Below are 16,250 nucleotides of genomic sequence, written 5' to 3'. Positions count from 1 at the left end.
GGATCTGCCGTCGGAGGCGCCGCGCGGGGCCTGGTGCTTCGTCAGCCGCCTGCCTCCTCCTCGTCCTTCTCCTCGTAGGCGGCGGTCATGGGGACCCAGCCGGCGGGGTTGCGATACCAGTAGCGCGGCAGCCCGTTGATGCTGGTGGTGCGGAACGGGCGGCCGTGGTCGTCGATGCGCAGCGTGCCGGACCGGCCCTGTGAGGACCAGTCGAGGTCGAGATACCAGTCGCAGGTGCAGGATTCGGTGCGTGCGGAGAGCAGCAGGACCTCCGGCTCGCGCAAGGACACCTGGTAGGGGAAGTCGATCGCGGGGGCGGGTCTGTCCGGGTCGTTGCCGGGCATGGAACGGGCCAGGGCCCGGGGCGCGTCGAGGTCAACGGAGAAGTAGCGGGGGATCAGGACGGCGCCGCAGCCTTCGTACATGGAGTAGGCGGTACCCCGGTGGGCGGCGGGGGTCGCGCGGTTGACCACTCGCACATGCAGCGCCTCCAGGACGACGGCCGCGGAACCGCTTCCCTGCACCGTGATCCGCAGGTCGGTGGTGCGTCCATGCACCGCTCCCTGGGATGTGGCCCACGCGGCGGCGTCCTGCGGGGTCGGCGGCGGCGGCACCTGCTGGGGTGGCTTCGCGATGACGTAGTCGTGGTCGCATTCGAGGCGCCACAGGTGGGAGTTGGCCGTCCAGGTCAGCGGGACCGGCGGTGAGGCCGTGCCGACGCTCGGCGGGTCGTTCCGCGCGCCGCCGCCACCGCGCGTGGACGACGGTGCTGATGGTGCCGGCTTCACGGGCGCGAGGGCGGAGGCCGACGCCCCGTTGCCACCGGGCAAAGGCCCGGCAGCGCGTCGCGGGCTGCCGCCGCCGGGCGTGGCCGACGCCGCTGGTTTCGAGGTGGCGACGGACACGGACGGCCAGTCGCCACCGAAGGGGGGACCCGCAGAGGATGCGGTGAGGCCTGCGAGCACGACAGTGAGCGAAGCAACCAGTGCCGTCGATCGCATGGGCTGCCGTCGAGTGCGCCCGGCGCGGGGCCTCCGGTCGGCCGGCGAGTCCGGCTCCAGGGGCATGCTGACCAGGGGCACGTTGACCGGCGAGATCTGCCCGGGTGCCTCGTCCCGCGCGATGCCGTGGCTCGTGGATGCGGCCGACTGCGCAGTACGGGCGTCATGGGGCGCCGGTGGCCGCCGCGTACCGGTTGGGCGTGACCGTTGCCGCGCCGCGACGGCCAGGATCCACCGGCGGTGCAACTCCACGCGTTCCTCCGGAGAAGCTCCGCACAGTACGGCGAACCGCTCGATCCTGGTGAAGTCCGGGGGAACTGCCTCTCCGGCGCAGTAGCGGTGCAGCGTGGAAGCATTCATGGCCAGACGGCGACCGAGCGCCGCGTAACTGCGGTCTGTGCGCTCCTTGAGACGCGTCAGCAGCAACGCGAACTCCGCTACGTCATCGTGCGTGGCATCCATCTGGTCCTTGCTCACATCCATTCGTCGGCCTGGGTGCCCACGCCCCCGATCCGGGACGGCGTCCCCGGCGCTCCCCCATACCTGCACGTCAAGATGGCCGGGATGGTTCCGAGGTTGCGGAGCCTGATCGTGCACGCCACCGGCCGAACCCCCGTAAGGTGGACCTCGTTGCCGCCGTCGACCGCATGGCGCGACGTCCGGGCCCTACCGCTGCGCGACCCGGCCCCCGGCCTCGTGGCGGTATATCCGGTCCGCCCCGCGCCGAAATCCCCTGAGGCCGCCGGTCGCAGAGTTCAGCACCCAGGCTGGTTGTCCGACCGATGAGAAGGCGCCGGCGGCGCACTGCCCGGCGCTGCTGCCGAAGACGGCGTCGGAGGTCGATGCGAGCTACCCGGCCGACACCGACATACGCCTGGAGAGTGGACGGCCGACCTACGCGATTCGGTGATGGGGTTGATGCCGAGGAGGTCGTGGCCATGCTGGTCGTGACCGATGCCTGTCGGCCGAGGATGCTCGCGGCCGCGGGTAGATCGTTGTCGGGGTCGTCGAGGGGTGGAACACGTCCTCGACCCGGCATCAGGCTCGGGCCCTTGCCCTGACGGCGAATCGACGTCGGCCCGGGTGCCGTGACGGCGGCCCTGACCCGATGGCGTGGTGTCGTGTTGCCGACGTCGGTGCTGATGGTGAGCGACTGACCGGGCGAGCCCCGGATCGTCATTGAAGTGCGTACATAATGCTATGCGTGAAGAGGGGGCTGCGCGCCTGCGGGGGTGGCGCCTTGAGGCGAGGCGAGATCCCCTCATTGAATTACGTTCGAAATACCATACACTGAGGTGTCGGCGAAGGGCACGCGGGCCCTTCCGGCAGTGAAGGAGCGCGTGGTGCGGTACGGGAGTGAGCACAAACGGGAGACGCGGCAGCGGATCATCGAGACGGCCGGCCGACGGCTCAAGCGAGACGGCATCGACGGCTCGGGGGTTGCCACGCTCATGAAGGACGCCGGGCTGACCAACGGCGCCTTCTACGCCCACTTCGCGTCCAAGGACGATCTGATCGCCACGACCATCGCCGACCAACTGCGCACGCTGACCGCGAACATCATCGCGCAGGCGGAGCCCGGCCCGGCGGGACTCGAACAGATTGTGCGCTGGTATCTGTCGGCCGACCACCGCGACAACCCCGGCGACGGTTGCCCCAATGCCGCCCTGCTCGACGAGATAGGGCGCTGTGCGGACGCCACCAAGCAGGTGTACACCGATGGCCTGCTGGTCGCCATCGAGGGCATGGCCGCCCGTATGGCACCCCATGATCCGTCGTCGGCTCGAGTGAAGGCGCTCAGCCTCCTCGGCATGATGGCCGGGACACTCCAGCTCTCCCGTGCTCTGACCGATCGGCGGCTCTCCGACGACCTTTTGGAGCAGGGCGTCCGCAATGCCTTGGCTCTGCTGGGCGCCGAGCAGCACATCTGAGGCAACGCCGGCTGAGGCCTGGACGCAGTGTCCTGGCGGCGCGTCCACCACGCTCCCGCGGCGGGCCTCGACGACCAGGCGGGGTTGCATTTCACGTGTGGGAACCGACGCCCATGCCTTGCTCGGTGATCTCTCGTGGGCTGTCTCCCCCCCGAGCGGATGACATGGTTGATGTCCCCCTCCAGGCTTGCGCGGCGAGGCAGTACGAGGACATCGCCGTACCGGCATCGATGACGTTGTCCGACCATGTAGCGGCCGTCGTGGATTTCTTCGAGCGCGGCCTTGATCCGGCCGAGGTCAAGTCGCGTCGCCATCGAATTCGCCCGCCGACTCGCTCGGCACGCAGGACCGATCAGTGAGCTCCTTACGGACGGCGCGCTATCAGGTGCCGAGCTGCTGAACGCCGAGTACTACGCCCCGCGTGCGGGTCTTCTTCGGGCGTACGGCGGAGCCGACCCGTGTCACGACGCAGGCCACGTCGTGGCCGAGCACGAACGGGGGGCCTTGTACTTCAGGATCTGCTTGAACTCCCCGTCATCTGCTTGGACTCCCCGTCGCGGACCATCTTGTCCAGGGGGTTGGTGCTGGTGGCGCTCACTTTGACCAGGACGTCGCGGTCCCCGACGGTGGGCTCGGGTACCTCGGCGGCACGCAGGCCGTCCTCGCCGTATTTCTCGACGACGAATGCCTCCATGTGAGTCAGCCTTCCGCGTGTTCTTCTCGGCGTTTCCCGGGTCGCTGGAGGTGGGGATCGGGTGGTCTTCTGCTCAGTGGCCGAGGTGGGTGCGGAGCCAGTGGCCCATCTGCTGAATGGCCTGGTCGACTTCGGGGACACGCCCTGCTCCGAGGATGAAGGAGTGCTGGCCCTCCGGCATGGGGTGGACCTCGGTGGTGATCTTGAAGTCGGCCAGACGCCGGGCGAGCCGGGCCCCGTCGTCGGCGAGGGTCTCGTACTCGCCGTAGTGGACCTGGGTGGGCGGCAGGCCGGTCAGATCGGCTTTGTCGAGGCTGATCTTGGGGTCGGCGAAGTCCAGACCGGGGTCCTGGAGCCAGGCGCTGCGGAAGAGTTCGAGGGTGGCGCGGCTGAGCATCTTGTCGGTGTCCTCGTTGGCATCCACCGACGGGTTCCGGATGGTGAGGTCGGTCCAGGGCGAGATGCTGACGACGGCACCGGGAGTGGCCTCGCCCTTCACGAGCAGACGCAGAGGCAGCATGACGGCGAGGGTGCCGCCGATGGAGTGACCGGTGCTGCCGATGTTGCGCGGCTCGTAGCCCTGCGAGAGCAGCCAGCGGTAGGCGGTCTCCGCGTCGTCGAGCTGCGCCGGGTAGGGGTGCTCGGGCGCCAGGCGGAAATCCACGACGAGGGAGCGGGCGCCGGCTGCCTTGGCTATGTGGCCGGCGGCCTTGCGGTCGGAGTGCATGGAGGCGACGACGGATCCACCGAAGTGGAAGTGGAGCAGCGCCTTGTCGGGCTCGGCGCCCTCGGGGATGACCCACAGAGCGGGGACGCCGCCCGCGTCGACCTCGGCGTAGGTGACACCTTCCGGTTCGGTCGACGCCTTGTGGTGGCCGTCGGCGAGGTCACGCACGATGGCCAGGTCCAGGTCCGGCGTCGAAATCTTCGCGTTCGTGCTCGCCAGGAACTCCGCGAACTGCTGCGCCTGGGGGCTGACTCCCATGGTGATTCTCCTTTTCGATTCGGTACTGCGCCCGGGTCTCGCGCGCAGTGGTCGAACCTGCGACGGTGTCGTCAGGCGGGCATGCGGTTGAACGTGCGGATGCCTTTGTCGAAGGTTCTCGCGGGGGCGAGGCGGCGCAGGATGCTCATGCGTTTGGCGAGAGGGCCGGCGGCGTGGCGCAGCTTCGGCTTGGCGGCGGTGGCCGTGGCGACGACGGTCTTGGCGACGGCGGCGGGATCGTCGCCGTCCTTCATGGCCTCCTCGATGACCTCGTCGAAGATGCGCCGGCGCTCGGCGTAGAGGGGCAGGGGGGTGTCGGGCTGGGCGGCGTTGGTGTCGAAGCTGGTCTTGGTGTACGCCGGTTCGACGAGCAGAACGCGGACGCCGTGCTCGCGGACCTCGTGGTCCAAAGACTCCGAGTAGCCCTCGATGGCGTGCTTGGCCGCGACGTACAGGGCCATGTAGGGCTGCGGGATCAGGCCGAGCACGGAGGAGATGTTGACGATGCGCCCGCTGCGCCGGGCACGCATATGCGGCAGGACCGCCTTGGTCATCCGCATCACGCCGAAGACGTTGATGTCGAAGATGTTCCGGACCTGGGCGAGGGAGTTCTCCTCGACGGCGCCGGCCGAGCCGATGCCGGCGTTGTTGACCAGGACGTCGATCCGGCCGAACCGCTCGATCACCTGCCGGACCGCGGCCTCGGCCGATTCGTCAGCGGCCACGTCGAGGTCGAGGAAGCTCACGCCAGCCGGCGGGGTGAGCCCGCCTGTCTTGCGGCCGGTCCCGACCACCTCGAAACCCGCCCCGGCGAACGCGATCGCCGTTGCTCTTCCGATGCCGGCAGTCGCGCCCGTCACGAGCGCCACCGGCCGTGTCGTCACCATCATGAGCCTCCCGAATCATTGTATTACAATCATCATTCTTACGGTCGTAATGCTATGAGGAGGTGTGGCGGATGGCAAGTGCTTCCGGGCATCGAAGACCGCATGTGGGCGGGGGAAACGGACCGGCGGCAACACCGGCGCCCCCGGATCCGGGGCGATGTCCACGGTCGCCGGCAAACTTCACTCGGCCGGATGGACCTCGCACGCCTGTGGGGCGTCCGGTGCGAAGCTGGGATCACGTCCCGCGCCGGCGGGGTCCACACACCATCCTTCGCGTTGGCCGTGCGGGCTGTGACCCGGCGCCCGGCGACACCAGGAGCCCGATCGCTCTCGATCGGGGTCCTTCGCGCGCCCACCCGCTCGTCGTCCCCGGTCCGGGAGATCCCCCTCGTGGCCTACGCCGAGAACCTGCCGATCGTCCGACGCCGCCGGCAGACCGTCGATCCGCAAGAGCCGCCCATCGACACGGTCTGCCTGACCGAGCGGTCCACCGACGACACGCATCCCGACATCACCCGCGTCCGCGACGCGAACGTCTCCTGGACGCCGCCCGCGCCTGGTGACACGAAGCGTGGCGCGCAGGGCACCGACGGCAACCCGCTCCTGGCCGGAACGGCGGCCGCGGGAGGCGCGCATGACGGGTCCAGGGCAGGCACCGGCCGCGCGGGGCCCCCTGTGTGTCAGTACGCCAGCTCGGTGTGCAGGCGGATCGTGGTTCCCTCGACCGGGGTGGAGCGGATTTCGACCAGGTCGCACAGCTGGTGCACGAGCCAGAGGCCGCGGCCGCCGATCTGGGTGCGGGTGGGTCGTGAACGGCCCTTGAGAGGGTCGTCGATGTATCCGGTGTCGCGGAACTCGCACACCAGGCGGTGCTCCTCGCTCCACGTCCGCAACACGCCCTGACCTCCGCCGTGCCGGATGCTGTTGGCGGCGACCTCGGTGGCCGCCAGGTGCAGCTCGCGCAGCCGGCGGTCGTCCAGCCCGAGCTGTTCGGCGCAGGTGGCGATCTTCTCCCGTAGCGCGGGCAGATCACCGCTGGTGTAGACGAACTCCTCGTAGGGGTCGCAGGGATGACTCAGCGGGATGAAGTCGAACGGAGCCTGTGGGTCGTAGGTGCCGTTCGCTTCGCTGCGGCCCGCGGTGCGGATCGTGGGGTGGCAGCTGGACATGCGCTCCAGCGCGGCCCCTTCGCCGGCAGTGTCGTACGGGCACAACAGCCACCAGGCCGGGCCGGCGGAGAACGCCTTGTTGAGCAGCCACTCGTGGGAGCGCAGTTCCTCCGCCTCCGCAGAGCTGCGCACCTCGCCCCACGGGGATTCGCCGATTCCGCGTACAGGGCGGCCCTCGGCGGTGTGTGCCTGGATCCATTCCTGCCAGGCTCCGATGAGCCGGCCCGGGCGGTGCGCCACGGAGCTGTTCTCCACGTAGCGGAGGGTGTCGTCGTCGGGAATCTCTGCGCGCAGCAGAGCGGTTTTTTCCTCCGGGACGGCGACGACGACTGCCTCTCCACCGTCTCGGGCCTCGCGGATGAAGCCCAGGGTGCCCTCGAGGAACTGCTCGCTGCCCTGGTAGGGGTAGAGCTCGTGCTTGTAATCCTCTTGGGACGGTGAAGGCGTCGCACGGGTTTCGGAGGAGGTCATGGCGTCATCACCACTGGGAGGGAAGGGTCTGCGAAGCCGGAGAGCTCCCAGGCCAGACGTACGGTCTCATTGGTCCCCTCCAGCACTACCTTGCGGTTGGGCATCTGTCCGGCGGCGTCGGCGAGAGCGCTCATCCCGGCCGCATCGAAGAAGTCCAGGGCGTGGCACAGCAACCGCACCGTGGTCGTGCGCCGCAGCAGCGTGAGCAGGATGGCGCCGAAGGCCAGGGCACCGTCGATATCGATGACCCCCTTCACCGTCCACCCGTCGTTGCCGGTCCGGTAAAGCCGAAACGAGGGCGGCATCGGACGGTTGCCCAGATAATGGGGGTGCACGCACCTGATCCGCTCCAGGACGGCGGCGTCCCAGTCTCCGCCCTGATAGGCGCAGACCACCAGCGCGCCGCTGTCGGCCGCGAACTCCTCCAGTTCCAGCTCGCTGCGCAGCAAACGGTCCGCACCCCCGGCAACGGCCTCATCCGTCACGTGATGGAGCACACGCAACGAGCGGAAGCCCTCGCTCTCGGCACTGGCCGCCTCCCGCCGCACCGCGGTGAGAAGGGAGTCCTGCATCCGGGTGGGATCGAGCACCATGCTGGCGACATCGGTCGGCGCCTGCGCGTAAGGCGAGACGATCACCACCTTGTCCCCGAACAGGGCCCCGTCCGCGACAAAGGCCCGGCTTCGGACCATGACGTCGTCCGCGGCATCGAGAAGCTGACACACATGGTCACCAGCGCCGACGTCATCAAGTGTCGCCACCGCGCGTGTCGCTCTCACCGCTTCCTCCCTCACTCCCGCGTTCCCACCTTATCGATTCGCACACCCCACTGAACACGCCCGACCGGACAGTCGGCATCGGGCGCCCGAGCCACAGAGAGAGCACCGCAGCGTGAGTCGACACGGCGCGAGAGCATGGCGGGGGGCGCCACCCGGTCCGCCATGATCAGGGCGACCTGAAACCCTTGGCAGGACACGACAGGACAGTGGCCGCCTGCGACCCCGACCTGCTGTGGGTACAGCCCGACTGTTGCCGGGCCGTGTATGCGGCCTCTACTGGTAGGCCTGGTTCAACGCCCAGATCGCCCAGACGATCACGGCCAGCGACAGCACGAGGGTCATCGCGCCGAGTGCGACTCCTGCCCGCGCCCGGGAGGGAGGCTCCTCCTCCCGGCCCCGCGCCCTGTGCAGCGCGACGAGGCCGGAGACGACCGCACCGATCCCCGCGGGCAGGATGAAGTACAGGGGAAAGAAGCGGAACCAGGGAGGGACGTAGGCAGGCAGAAACGGGCACATCATCATCGCGACGGCGGCAACGCCCAGCACGAGCGATGTCGTGCCACGCCCCTGCTGACGTACCGTCAGCTGTTCTCTCGACCCTGCTGTCTGCTGAACAGAACTCATGCTCCGGATGCTAGGCAGCGGGTATCGCCCTCCGCTTGGGCGCGCGTACCCAGATCGTCCTGAGTACCACCGACGATGCCCGGTCCCGGCCGCACCGGCATGCGCGCGGGCCTGCTCGTCCGCAGAGTGCGTCGGCGGTGGCGGTGCCGGGTGGATCCTCACGTCGCCCGGATCGCGTCCGCCGGGGCCGTGCGCAGGGCCTGGCGGGTGGGGAGTTCGATCGTGAGGAAGGCCGTCGTCACGATCGTCGCCGCGACGGCGGGGAGCAGCCAGGCCGGGCCGGCCGGCCAGGGGCGGTGGAGGAAGCTCTGGCCGAGGAGGGCGAGAGGGAGGGCGGAGAGGAGCAGGCCGCAGACGAGCGCCGCCGCGGCGATCACGGCCGCCTCGCGGCGCATCATCGCCCGGATCTGCCGCGGCGTCGTGCCGACCAGCCGCAGCGCGGCGATCTCCGTACGGCGCTGTGCCGTGGCCGCGACCAGCTTGTTGGCGATGCTGAGGAGGAGGTAGCCGAGGAGTACGACGATCGTCGCGAGGTTGATCCACACCTCGGGTGGGGTGTCCTGCTTGCCGCCGGAGGCCGTTCCGGACGTGTTCTCCAGGGCCAGGCCCGGGCGTGACGCCGTCAGATCGGCCAGTGCGCGTGCCGCCGTCTCCGTGCCGTCCGTGCGGACGAGGAGGCTCTGGGTGAGTCCGGAGGTGGTGTGGCCGGCCACGAGGTCCCCGGAGACGATCAGTGGGCCGAAGCCGAGGCCCCGGTCGTACACGGCCGCAACCCGCGCCTCGGTCCGCGTGCCGTCGCCGAGGACCAGCGTGATCCGCCGGCCGAGTGCGGCGTCCCGCGAACCGGCGACGTCGCGGCTCACGGCGACCGTGGCGCCGGTCAGGCCGGCCAGCCCGCCCTCCCGCACCCCGGGGTCGAGGACCGCGGCCGCGTCCGGCGTGGCGATCAGCGCCGGTACCGACTCCACATCGGGTTCGCCGAACATCTCGTACGGCCAGACGACGGTCGTCGAGCCGACCGGTGCGGCGGACCGTACGCCGCGCAGCTTGCGTACGGCGTCCCGGGTGCCGGCCGGCAGGCCGCCGAGGGCCGGTGCGCTCAGCCGGTACTGGGCGAGGGTGCCGGTGCGGGTCTCCTGCGCGGTCGCCGCGAGGACGGTGGTCTGCGCGAGCGTGTAGGTCAGGACGAACACGACCGCCATCGCCAGCGGGCTGACCACGGCGGCGACCCGCAGCGCGTACGCCCGTACGTTGGCGAGCGCGAGCCAGGTCGGCGCGGGCGTCCCGGGCCGCAGCCGACGCACGGCGGCCGCCCCGGCCGTGCGGACCAGGGCCGGGCCGCACAGGGCCAGGCCGATCGCGGCGACGATCCCGGCGATGGAGGTGGCCGAGGCGCCGATCACCGTGCGGATCAGCAGCGGGGTGACGGACAGCACGCACGCGGCGGCGATCAGCAGAACCCCGGCGAGGGTACGGCCCCTCGACGGCTTGCGCGGTTCGCTGCGGGACTCGGCGACGGCCTCCGTCGCGGGCATCCGGGAGGTACGCCAGGCCGCGCCCCGGGCGGAGATCTGCACGGTCAGCGCGAGCAGGAGGAAAGTGGCGAGGGCGGGCAACGGGCTGACGGTCAGCGGGAGTTCGGCGGGCAGGACGCCTCGGTCGGCGAGCATGTCGTGGAAGCGGCCCGCGAGGAGGTAGCCGAGGGCCACTCCGGGGGCCAGGGTCACGGCGGCCACGACGGAGGACTGCGCGGCGGCCAGCCGGCGGATCTGACGTGGGGTCGCCCCGACCGCCCGCATCAGCGCCAGGTCGCGGCGCTGCCCGGCGATCGACACACCCAGCGCGCCCGCCGTGACGAACCCGGTGATCAGCAGCACGATCCCGCCGAGCGAACCGGCGAGCAGGATCAGCAGCGAGCGGGCCGTGCCGACGCCCGGCGCCACGGTCTCGCCGATGTCCGCGCCGGTGCGGACGGTCAGCCCGGTACCGGCCAGCCGGTCGCGCACCGCGTCGGCGACCCGCTCGCCGGTTCCGGGCGCGGTGCGCAGGCCGATCAGGTCGTAGCGGTGCGCGCCGTCGCGGCCCGCGAGGCGTACGGCCGTGGCGTCGGCGAAGTACACGCCCGCGCCCGGTGCGTCGACTGTCGCGGCGACGCGATAGCGCACAGCGGGGCGGCCGCCCGCCACGACCTGGACCCGGTCCCCGGTGCGCAGTCCGGTCGCGGCGGCGACGGCGATCTCGTCCGCGCCGGCCGGCGGGCGGCCCGTGACACGCGGGCGGGCCAGCAGTTCGGTGGAGGACCAGCCGTGTCCGGCCGCCGCGGGGTCGTCGGCGGTCTGTACGACCCCTCCCCGGGTGTCGACCAGCGCGGCCGGGAAGCCGAGGTCGCCGACCACGGCCGTCACCCCGGGCAGGCCCGAGAGCCGGTCGATCAGCGACGACGGGACCCGGGCGCGCTCGGGGAGGGCGAGCGGCAGGTCGCCGTCCGGGTGATACTCCTGGTCGGCCGCGACGACGATGTCCGCGCCGCCGAGTCGGCCCGGCGGCAGCTGTGAGCGCAGCCCGGACTCGGCCAGCACACCGGTGCCGGTGATCAGGGCGGCCCCGCCCAGTACCGCGCACACCACGGCGAGCAGCGCGGTGATCCGGTGCGCGGCCATACGCAGGGCGATCGGGAAGAGGGGGAGGCGGGAAGGGGTGCGGAAGTGCTCGGACATGGGTCAGCGGTCTCCCAACGAGATCAGCTGCTCGGCCAGTTGGGGTGCGGTGGGGTGGTCGAGGGCCTCGACCACCCGGCCGTCGGCCATCACCAGCGCCTTGTGGGCGCGGGCCGCGGCGGCCGGGTCGTGGGTCACCATCACCACCGTCTGGCCCAGTTCGTCGACCAGGGCGCGCAGCAACTCCAGCACCTCGTGCGCGCTGCGCAGATCGAGCGCTCCGGTCGGCTCGTCGGCGAACACGACGGCCGGTCGCGCCGCCAACGCCCGCACCACGGCTGCGCGTTGCTGCTGTCCACCGGAGAGTTCGGCGGGGCGTCGGCCGAGGTGGGCGGACAGGCCGACGCGTTCCACCAGCGCCGCGATCCACTCCCGGTCCGGGGCTCGGCCGGCCAGCCGCAGCGGCAGCGTGATGTTGTCCTCGATGGTGAGCGACGGAATCAGGTTGTAGGCCTGGAACACGAACCCGACGCGCTCGCGCCGCAGTTCGGTACGGCGGGTCTCGTTCAGGCCGGCGATCTCGTGGCCATCGATGCGGACGCTGCCCGAGGTCGGCGAGTCCAGCCCGGCCGCGCAGTGCATCAGGGTGCTCTTGCCGGAGCCCGAGGGGCCCATCACGGCGAGGAAGGTGCCGGGCCGGACAGTCAGGGACACCTCGTCGAGGGCCTTCACACCGCCCGGGTAGGTCTTGGTGAGGCGCTCCAGCGCGATGGCGGGAGCGGGCACGGTGGTCCGTACGGCGGTCGTCGCGAGGTTCACCGGCGGTCGCCCTTCAGACGGCGTACGACGAGGGCGGTGGCCGCGAGGGCGGTGACCGCGCCGCAGGCGAGGTTCACGGCGACACCGACGGCGGCGTAGGAGGCGACCATGTTGGCGACCGCGCTGATCAGAAGGGTCAGCCAGAGGAGGAAGCGGGTGACCTCGCCGCGAGTGATGTCCGGGGCGGGGGTGTCGTGGTGCGCGTCGTGGACGCGCAGTCGGTAGGGATCGGTGGTCGCCATCGCGAGCTCCTTGGGCCGGGTCTGGGCTGCGGTTTCCGCCGGCGTCCCGGCTGATGTCTGCGACGCTACGGACCGCGACCCCCCTCGGCCGATCCCACCAGCCGCCGGATTGGTGGTACAGCCTGCTGTACTTCACGACCGGGTGAGCCTGCCCCTAGGGTCGATGGCGCACCTCAGGAGCGGAGTGAGCATGACGACCACCGACCCCGCCGGCACCGCGGATCCCATGGACACCGCTGACGCCGGCCCCACCGCCGAGCGTCCGCGGGAGATCGTCGTCCAGGCCCTGCGGACCTCCGGTGCCGCGCTCGGGCAGCTCGTCGGCGGGCTCGGGACGGCGGCGATGGCGCTGGGCGTGCTGGTGCTGGCGGCCGTCGCCGCAGTGACCGCGCCGGTCGGGGTGGGCCTGCTGCTGGTGCCGGCCGTCGTCCGGGCCCTGCACGCGCTGGCCGACCGGGAACGGGAACGGCTGGCCCGCTGGGGACCCGAGATCGTCGCCCCGGACCCGCCGCCGGCCGCGCTGCGGGCCGCCCTCGCCGACCCCACCACCCGGCGCGAGCTGCGCTGGGCGCTGCGCCACGGCAGCCTCGGGTTCCTGCTGGGGCTGCTCGGCGTGTGGCTGCCGCCGGCCGCGTTCCGCGACACCCTCTACCCGCTGGTGTGGCCGTTCGTGCCGCCGGACACCACCAGCACGTCCTTCGGCTTCGGCGTGGCGCACACCTGGCCGGAGGCGTTGGCGGTGAGCCTGGTCGGCGTCGGCTGGATCGCCGTGATCCTTGGTCTGACGCCCGGTATGGCCTCCCTCCAGGCCCGCCCCGGACGGACGCTGCTGATGGCCGGCCCGGACACCGACCTGTCCCTGCGGGTGGCCGAGCTGACCGCGACCCGGGCCGCCGCGCTCGACGCCCATGCCACCGAACTGCGGCGCATCGAGCGGTCCTTGCACGACGGGACGCAGAACCGGGTCGTCACGGTGACGGTCCTGCTCGGCGCCGCCCGGCGGATGGTCGCCCGGGATCCGGAGCGCGCCGACGAACTCCTCGAACGCGCCCAGAGCGCCGCCGAGCAGGCACTGGCCGAACTGCGCGCGGTCTCCCGCTCGATCCTCCCGCCGGTGCTGTCCGACCGGGGGCTGGCGGGGGCGCTGTCGGGCCTCGCGGCCGAGTGCGCGGTGCCGTGCCGGACGGACGTGGAGGCACCGCAGCGGTGTGCGGCGTCCGTGGAGGCCACAGCGTACTTCGTGGTCGCGGAGGCGCTGACGAACATCGCCAAGCACAGCGGGGCGAGCGGGGCGGCGGTCACCGTGCGGGCGCGGGACGGGCGGCTCCATCTGCGGATCCAGGACGACGGGCGGGGCGGGGCCGACGAGGAGGGCGGCTCCGGGCTGACCGGCATGCGCCGCAGGGTGGCGGCCCATGACGGTACGCTCCGCGTGACCAGCCCGGCGGGCGGGCCGACGGTGCTCGACGTCGACCTGCCCTGCGGCACGTGACGTTCCGAAAGCCGCGGGCCGGTCCACCGAACCGCCCTGTACGACAGATGAGTTGGTTGCTTACATGCGCATAGTCATGGCCGAGGACGACCCGTTGCTGCGCGAGGGGCTCGCCCTGCTGCTGGGTGCCGAGGGCCTCGACGTGGTGGCGAAGACCGGGACGGCCGACGAGGCCCTGGACGCCATCGAGGAGCACAGACCCGACGTCGCGATCCTCGACGTACGGATGCCGCCCACGCACACCGACGAGGGCATCCGCGCGGCGGTGCAGGCCCGGCGCCGCCGCCCCGACCTCGCCGTGCTCGTCCTCTCCGCCTACGTCGAGCAGAGCTTCGCCACCGAACTGCTCACGGGCGGGGTGGGCGGACTCGGCTATCTGCTCAAGGAACGCGTCGGCCGTGTCGAGGAGTTCCTCGACGCGCTGCACCGGGTGGCGTCCGGCGGTACCGCGATCGACCCCGAGGTGGTCGCCCAGCTGTTCACCCGCTCCCGCCAGGACACCCGGCTGGAACGGCTCAGCCCGCGCGAACGGGACGTCCTCGCCCTGATGGCCGAGGGTCTCGGCAACACCGCGATCGCGGAGCGCCTCGTCGTCACGGACGGCGCGGTCCACAAGCACATCCGCAGCATCTTCGCCAAGCTCGACCTGTCCCCGGCCGACCAGACGGACCGCCGGGTGGCCGCGGTCCTGCACTACCTGGAAGATGCGAGGCGACGGGGGTAGCGCGGGGTGTACGGCATCCGCGATGTCCCGACGTCACGCCGCAGCTGGGTCGACGTCAACTCCGCCCCCGGGTCGGACGGTACCTGCCGCGATCGTGTCCCACCGGAACCCCTCCATGCGAGCCGGCTCCGGCCGCCTCCATGCCACGAGCCGGCTCCGGGTGCCTCCGGCCGACGCGGCTCGGCAGTCAGCGGGCGATCGAGATCGCGAAGGGAGTGAATCCGGTGGCGCGGATGACGTGCGGTACGAACAGGATCGCGGCCTCGGTGGCGCGGGCGGTCCGGATACCGCCGAGGTCGGTGATCCAGTCCTTGTGCCAGCCGAGGTCGGTGAGCAGTTCGCGGACGGTCTGCTTGGCCTGCGGGTCCTCGCCGGAGAGGAACACGGTCGGTGTCTCGGCGAGCGTGGCCGGCGCGGTCATCACCGGGTAGAGCATGGTGTTGAGCGTCTTGACGACGTTCGTTTCGGGGAGCGCTTCCTGGAGTTGCTCGGCGAGGCTCGAGCCGGGGTAGACCAGGTCGGCGGGCAGTCCGTCCGGTCCGTCGGTGGTGGCGTTGGAGACGTCGACGAGGATCTTGTCCCGGAGTTCTTCACGCAGAGCGGCGAGCCGGTCCAGCGAGCCGGCGCCCGGGGTGGCGTTGATGACGATCCGGGCGGTCCGGGCGGCGTCGGCGGCGGCGCCCGGCGTGCGGTCCGCCATGGTCACTTCGTGTCCTGCCCGGGCGAGGGCTGCGGCCAGGTTGCCGCCGACGCGGCCGTTTCCGAGAACTGCGATGGTGGTCATGCTGATCTGGACCTTCCGTGGGTGCGGGTTGTGGTGTGCGGTCAGCGGGAGAGCGTGGACACGGCCTCGGCGTGGACGCCGGGCGCGGCAGCCAGGAAGCTCTGGCTCTGCGGGGTCCAGGGGCGGCCCTCGGCGTCGGAGATCCGTCCGCCGGCCTCGGTGACGAGCAGCGCTCCGGGGAGCAGATCCGCGCGGGCACCGGCGAACTGCCAGAAGCCGTCGATCCGGCCGGCGGCCACGTTCAGCAGGTGCAGGGTCGCGGGCACGGCGACGCGGACGACGAGCGCGTCGAAGAGCATCGCGGTGGTCGAGGAGCCGACCTGCCGCACGACCTTCTCGTCCTCGTCCGGCCGGGCCTGGCTGGTGGCCACGATGCTCAGGTCGAGGTCGGCGGTCTGGGAGACGTGCAGCGGGCGGCCGTCGAGGTGGGCGCCCGCGCCGGTCAGCGCGGTGTAGGTCTCGCCGGTCAACGGCAGGTGCACTGCGGTGAGCACCGGCTGGTTCTCCCGCACGAGGGTGGCGGTCACCGCCCACTCCGGCAGGGCGTGCAGGTGGTTGACGTTGCCCTCGGCCGGATCCACGACCCACCACTCGCCGGCCGGCAGCGCCCCGCCGTCCAGCTCGTCCTCCACCCAGCCGGCCTGCGGGCGCAGGCCCGTCAGGCGAGGGCGCAGGATGTCGAGAGCCATGTCGTCGTTGACTGCCAGCGCGCGCATCAGTTCTTCGCGGCTCTCGTAGCGGACCACCTCGCCGAAACGCTCGCGCAGCGCCGAACCCGCCTCACGCACGGCGATGGCGGTCTGGGCGAGCAGGTCGGCGTCGGAGGCGGCGACATCGGTGGTCTGAAGCGTTTCGGACATGGTGGTGTTCCCGTCTGAGTGGGGGTGCGAGGACCGGGTGGTGAGGCCCGTCGAGGGTCGAACCGCGCTGTGTTCCCTGCGCTTTCGCCTCAACGGTAGGCACCCCGATGATTAACTTCAAATGCATGTCA

General features: G+C 71.4%; 14 protein-coding genes and 2 pseudogenes. 3 read left to right on the top strand and 13 right to left on the bottom strand.

The features are described 5' to 3' along the window. Positions 1-41 precede the first annotated feature (41 nt). Both OG440_RS36305 and OG440_RS36300 read right to left on the bottom strand, forming a co-directional pair. On the bottom strand, positions 42-788 hold the full coding sequence (locus OG440_RS36305) for a hypothetical protein (protein WP_406011580.1): 747 nt from the start codon (positions 786-788) through the stop codon (positions 42-44). Positions 789-1,304: 516 nt separating this feature from the next. Next, a pseudogene (locus tag OG440_RS36300) lies at positions 1,305-1,463 on the bottom strand (helix-turn-helix domain-containing protein); the annotation flags it as partial. Between the two features lie 878 nt (positions 1,464-2,341). On the opposite strand from OG440_RS36300, the gene OG440_RS36295 reads away from it, so the two are divergent. Beyond that, positions 2,342-2,932 carry a TetR/AcrR family transcriptional regulator gene (locus OG440_RS36295; protein WP_406011559.1) on the top strand — a complete coding sequence of 197 codons (591 nt, stop codon included), beginning with the start codon at positions 2,342-2,344 and terminating at the stop codon, positions 2,930-2,932. Positions 2,933-3,370: 438 nt separating this feature from the next. On the opposite strand, the pseudogene OG440_RS36290 reads toward OG440_RS36295, so the two are convergent. The 9 genes and pseudogenes from OG440_RS36290 to OG440_RS36250 form a co-directional block, all read right to left on the bottom strand. Next, a pseudogene (locus OG440_RS36290) lies at positions 3,371-3,626 on the bottom strand (alcohol dehydrogenase catalytic domain-containing protein); the annotation flags it as partial. Between the two features lie 73 nt (positions 3,627-3,699). After that, positions 3,700-4,611, bottom strand: a complete 912-nt coding sequence (locus OG440_RS36285) for an alpha/beta hydrolase (protein WP_406010998.1) — start codon at positions 4,609-4,611, stop codon at positions 3,700-3,702. A 71-nt stretch (positions 4,612-4,682) separates the two neighbouring features. Then, the gene (locus OG440_RS36280) at positions 4,683-5,498 is read right to left on the bottom strand and encodes an oxidoreductase (RefSeq protein ID WP_406011558.1); all 816 of its coding nucleotides are present in this window, start codon (positions 5,496-5,498) and stop codon (positions 4,683-4,685) included. A gap of 680 nt (positions 5,499-6,178) precedes the next feature. Then, positions 6,179-7,138, bottom strand: coding sequence for an anti-sigma factor RsbA family regulatory protein (locus tag OG440_RS36275; protein WP_406010997.1), 960 nt, complete (start codon positions 7,136-7,138; stop codon positions 6,179-6,181). Next, positions 7,135-7,917 carry an MEDS domain-containing protein gene (locus OG440_RS36270; RefSeq protein ID WP_406010996.1) on the bottom strand — a complete coding sequence of 261 codons (783 nt, stop codon included), beginning with the start codon at positions 7,915-7,917 and terminating at the stop codon, positions 7,135-7,137. The genes OG440_RS36275 and OG440_RS36270 overlap by 4 nt, the downstream gene beginning before the upstream one ends. A 273-nt stretch (positions 7,918-8,190) precedes the next feature. Continuing rightward, the gene (locus OG440_RS36265; RefSeq protein ID WP_406010995.1) at positions 8,191-8,541 is read right to left on the bottom strand and encodes a hypothetical protein; all 351 of its coding nucleotides are present in this window, start codon (positions 8,539-8,541) and stop codon (positions 8,191-8,193) included. 158 nt (positions 8,542-8,699) lie between these two features. Beyond that, entirely contained in the window at positions 8,700-11,258 is a 2,559-nt protein-coding gene (locus OG440_RS36260; RefSeq protein WP_406010994.1) for an FtsX-like permease family protein, read from the bottom strand. A 3-nt stretch (positions 11,259-11,261) separates the two neighbouring features. Next, a complete protein-coding gene (locus OG440_RS36255; protein WP_406010993.1) occupies positions 11,262-12,017 on the bottom strand; it encodes an ABC transporter ATP-binding protein in 756 nt (251 codons plus the stop codon). Then, on the bottom strand, positions 12,014-12,259 hold the full coding sequence (locus tag OG440_RS36250) for a hypothetical protein (RefSeq protein ID WP_406010992.1): 246 nt from the start codon (positions 12,257-12,259) through the stop codon (positions 12,014-12,016). Before OG440_RS36250 ends, OG440_RS36255 begins: the two co-directional genes overlap by 4 nt. Positions 12,260-12,485: 226 nt before the next feature. Here OG440_RS36250 and OG440_RS36245 point away from each other — a divergent pair, with 226 nt between their 5' ends. Further along, entirely contained in the window at positions 12,486-13,751 is a 1,266-nt protein-coding gene (locus OG440_RS36245; protein WP_406011557.1) for a sensor domain-containing protein, read from the top strand. A gap of 64 nt (positions 13,752-13,815) precedes the next feature. Further along, positions 13,816-14,475, top strand: coding sequence for a response regulator (locus OG440_RS36240; RefSeq protein ID WP_406010991.1), 660 nt, complete (start codon positions 13,816-13,818; stop codon positions 14,473-14,475). Between the two features lie 187 nt (positions 14,476-14,662). Here the strand turns inward: OG440_RS36240 and OG440_RS36235 are convergent, their stop codons facing one another. Together OG440_RS36235 and OG440_RS36230 are read right to left on the bottom strand one after the other, a co-directional pair. Then, on the bottom strand, positions 14,663-15,259 hold the full coding sequence (locus OG440_RS36235) for an NADPH-dependent F420 reductase (protein WP_406010990.1): 597 nt from the start codon (positions 15,257-15,259) through the stop codon (positions 14,663-14,665). A gap of 41 nt (positions 15,260-15,300) precedes the next feature. Next, positions 15,301-16,119, bottom strand: coding sequence for an inositol monophosphatase family protein (locus OG440_RS36230; protein WP_406010989.1), 819 nt, complete (start codon positions 16,117-16,119; stop codon positions 15,301-15,303). Positions 16,120-16,250 lie beyond the last annotated feature (131 nt).

It is taken from the genome of Streptomyces sp. NBC_00637, from assembly GCF_045161545.1.
Classification (GTDB): Bacteria; Actinomycetota; Actinomycetes; order Streptomycetales; family Streptomycetaceae; genus Streptomyces.
This window is presented reverse-complemented; position numbering and strand designations above follow the sequence as displayed.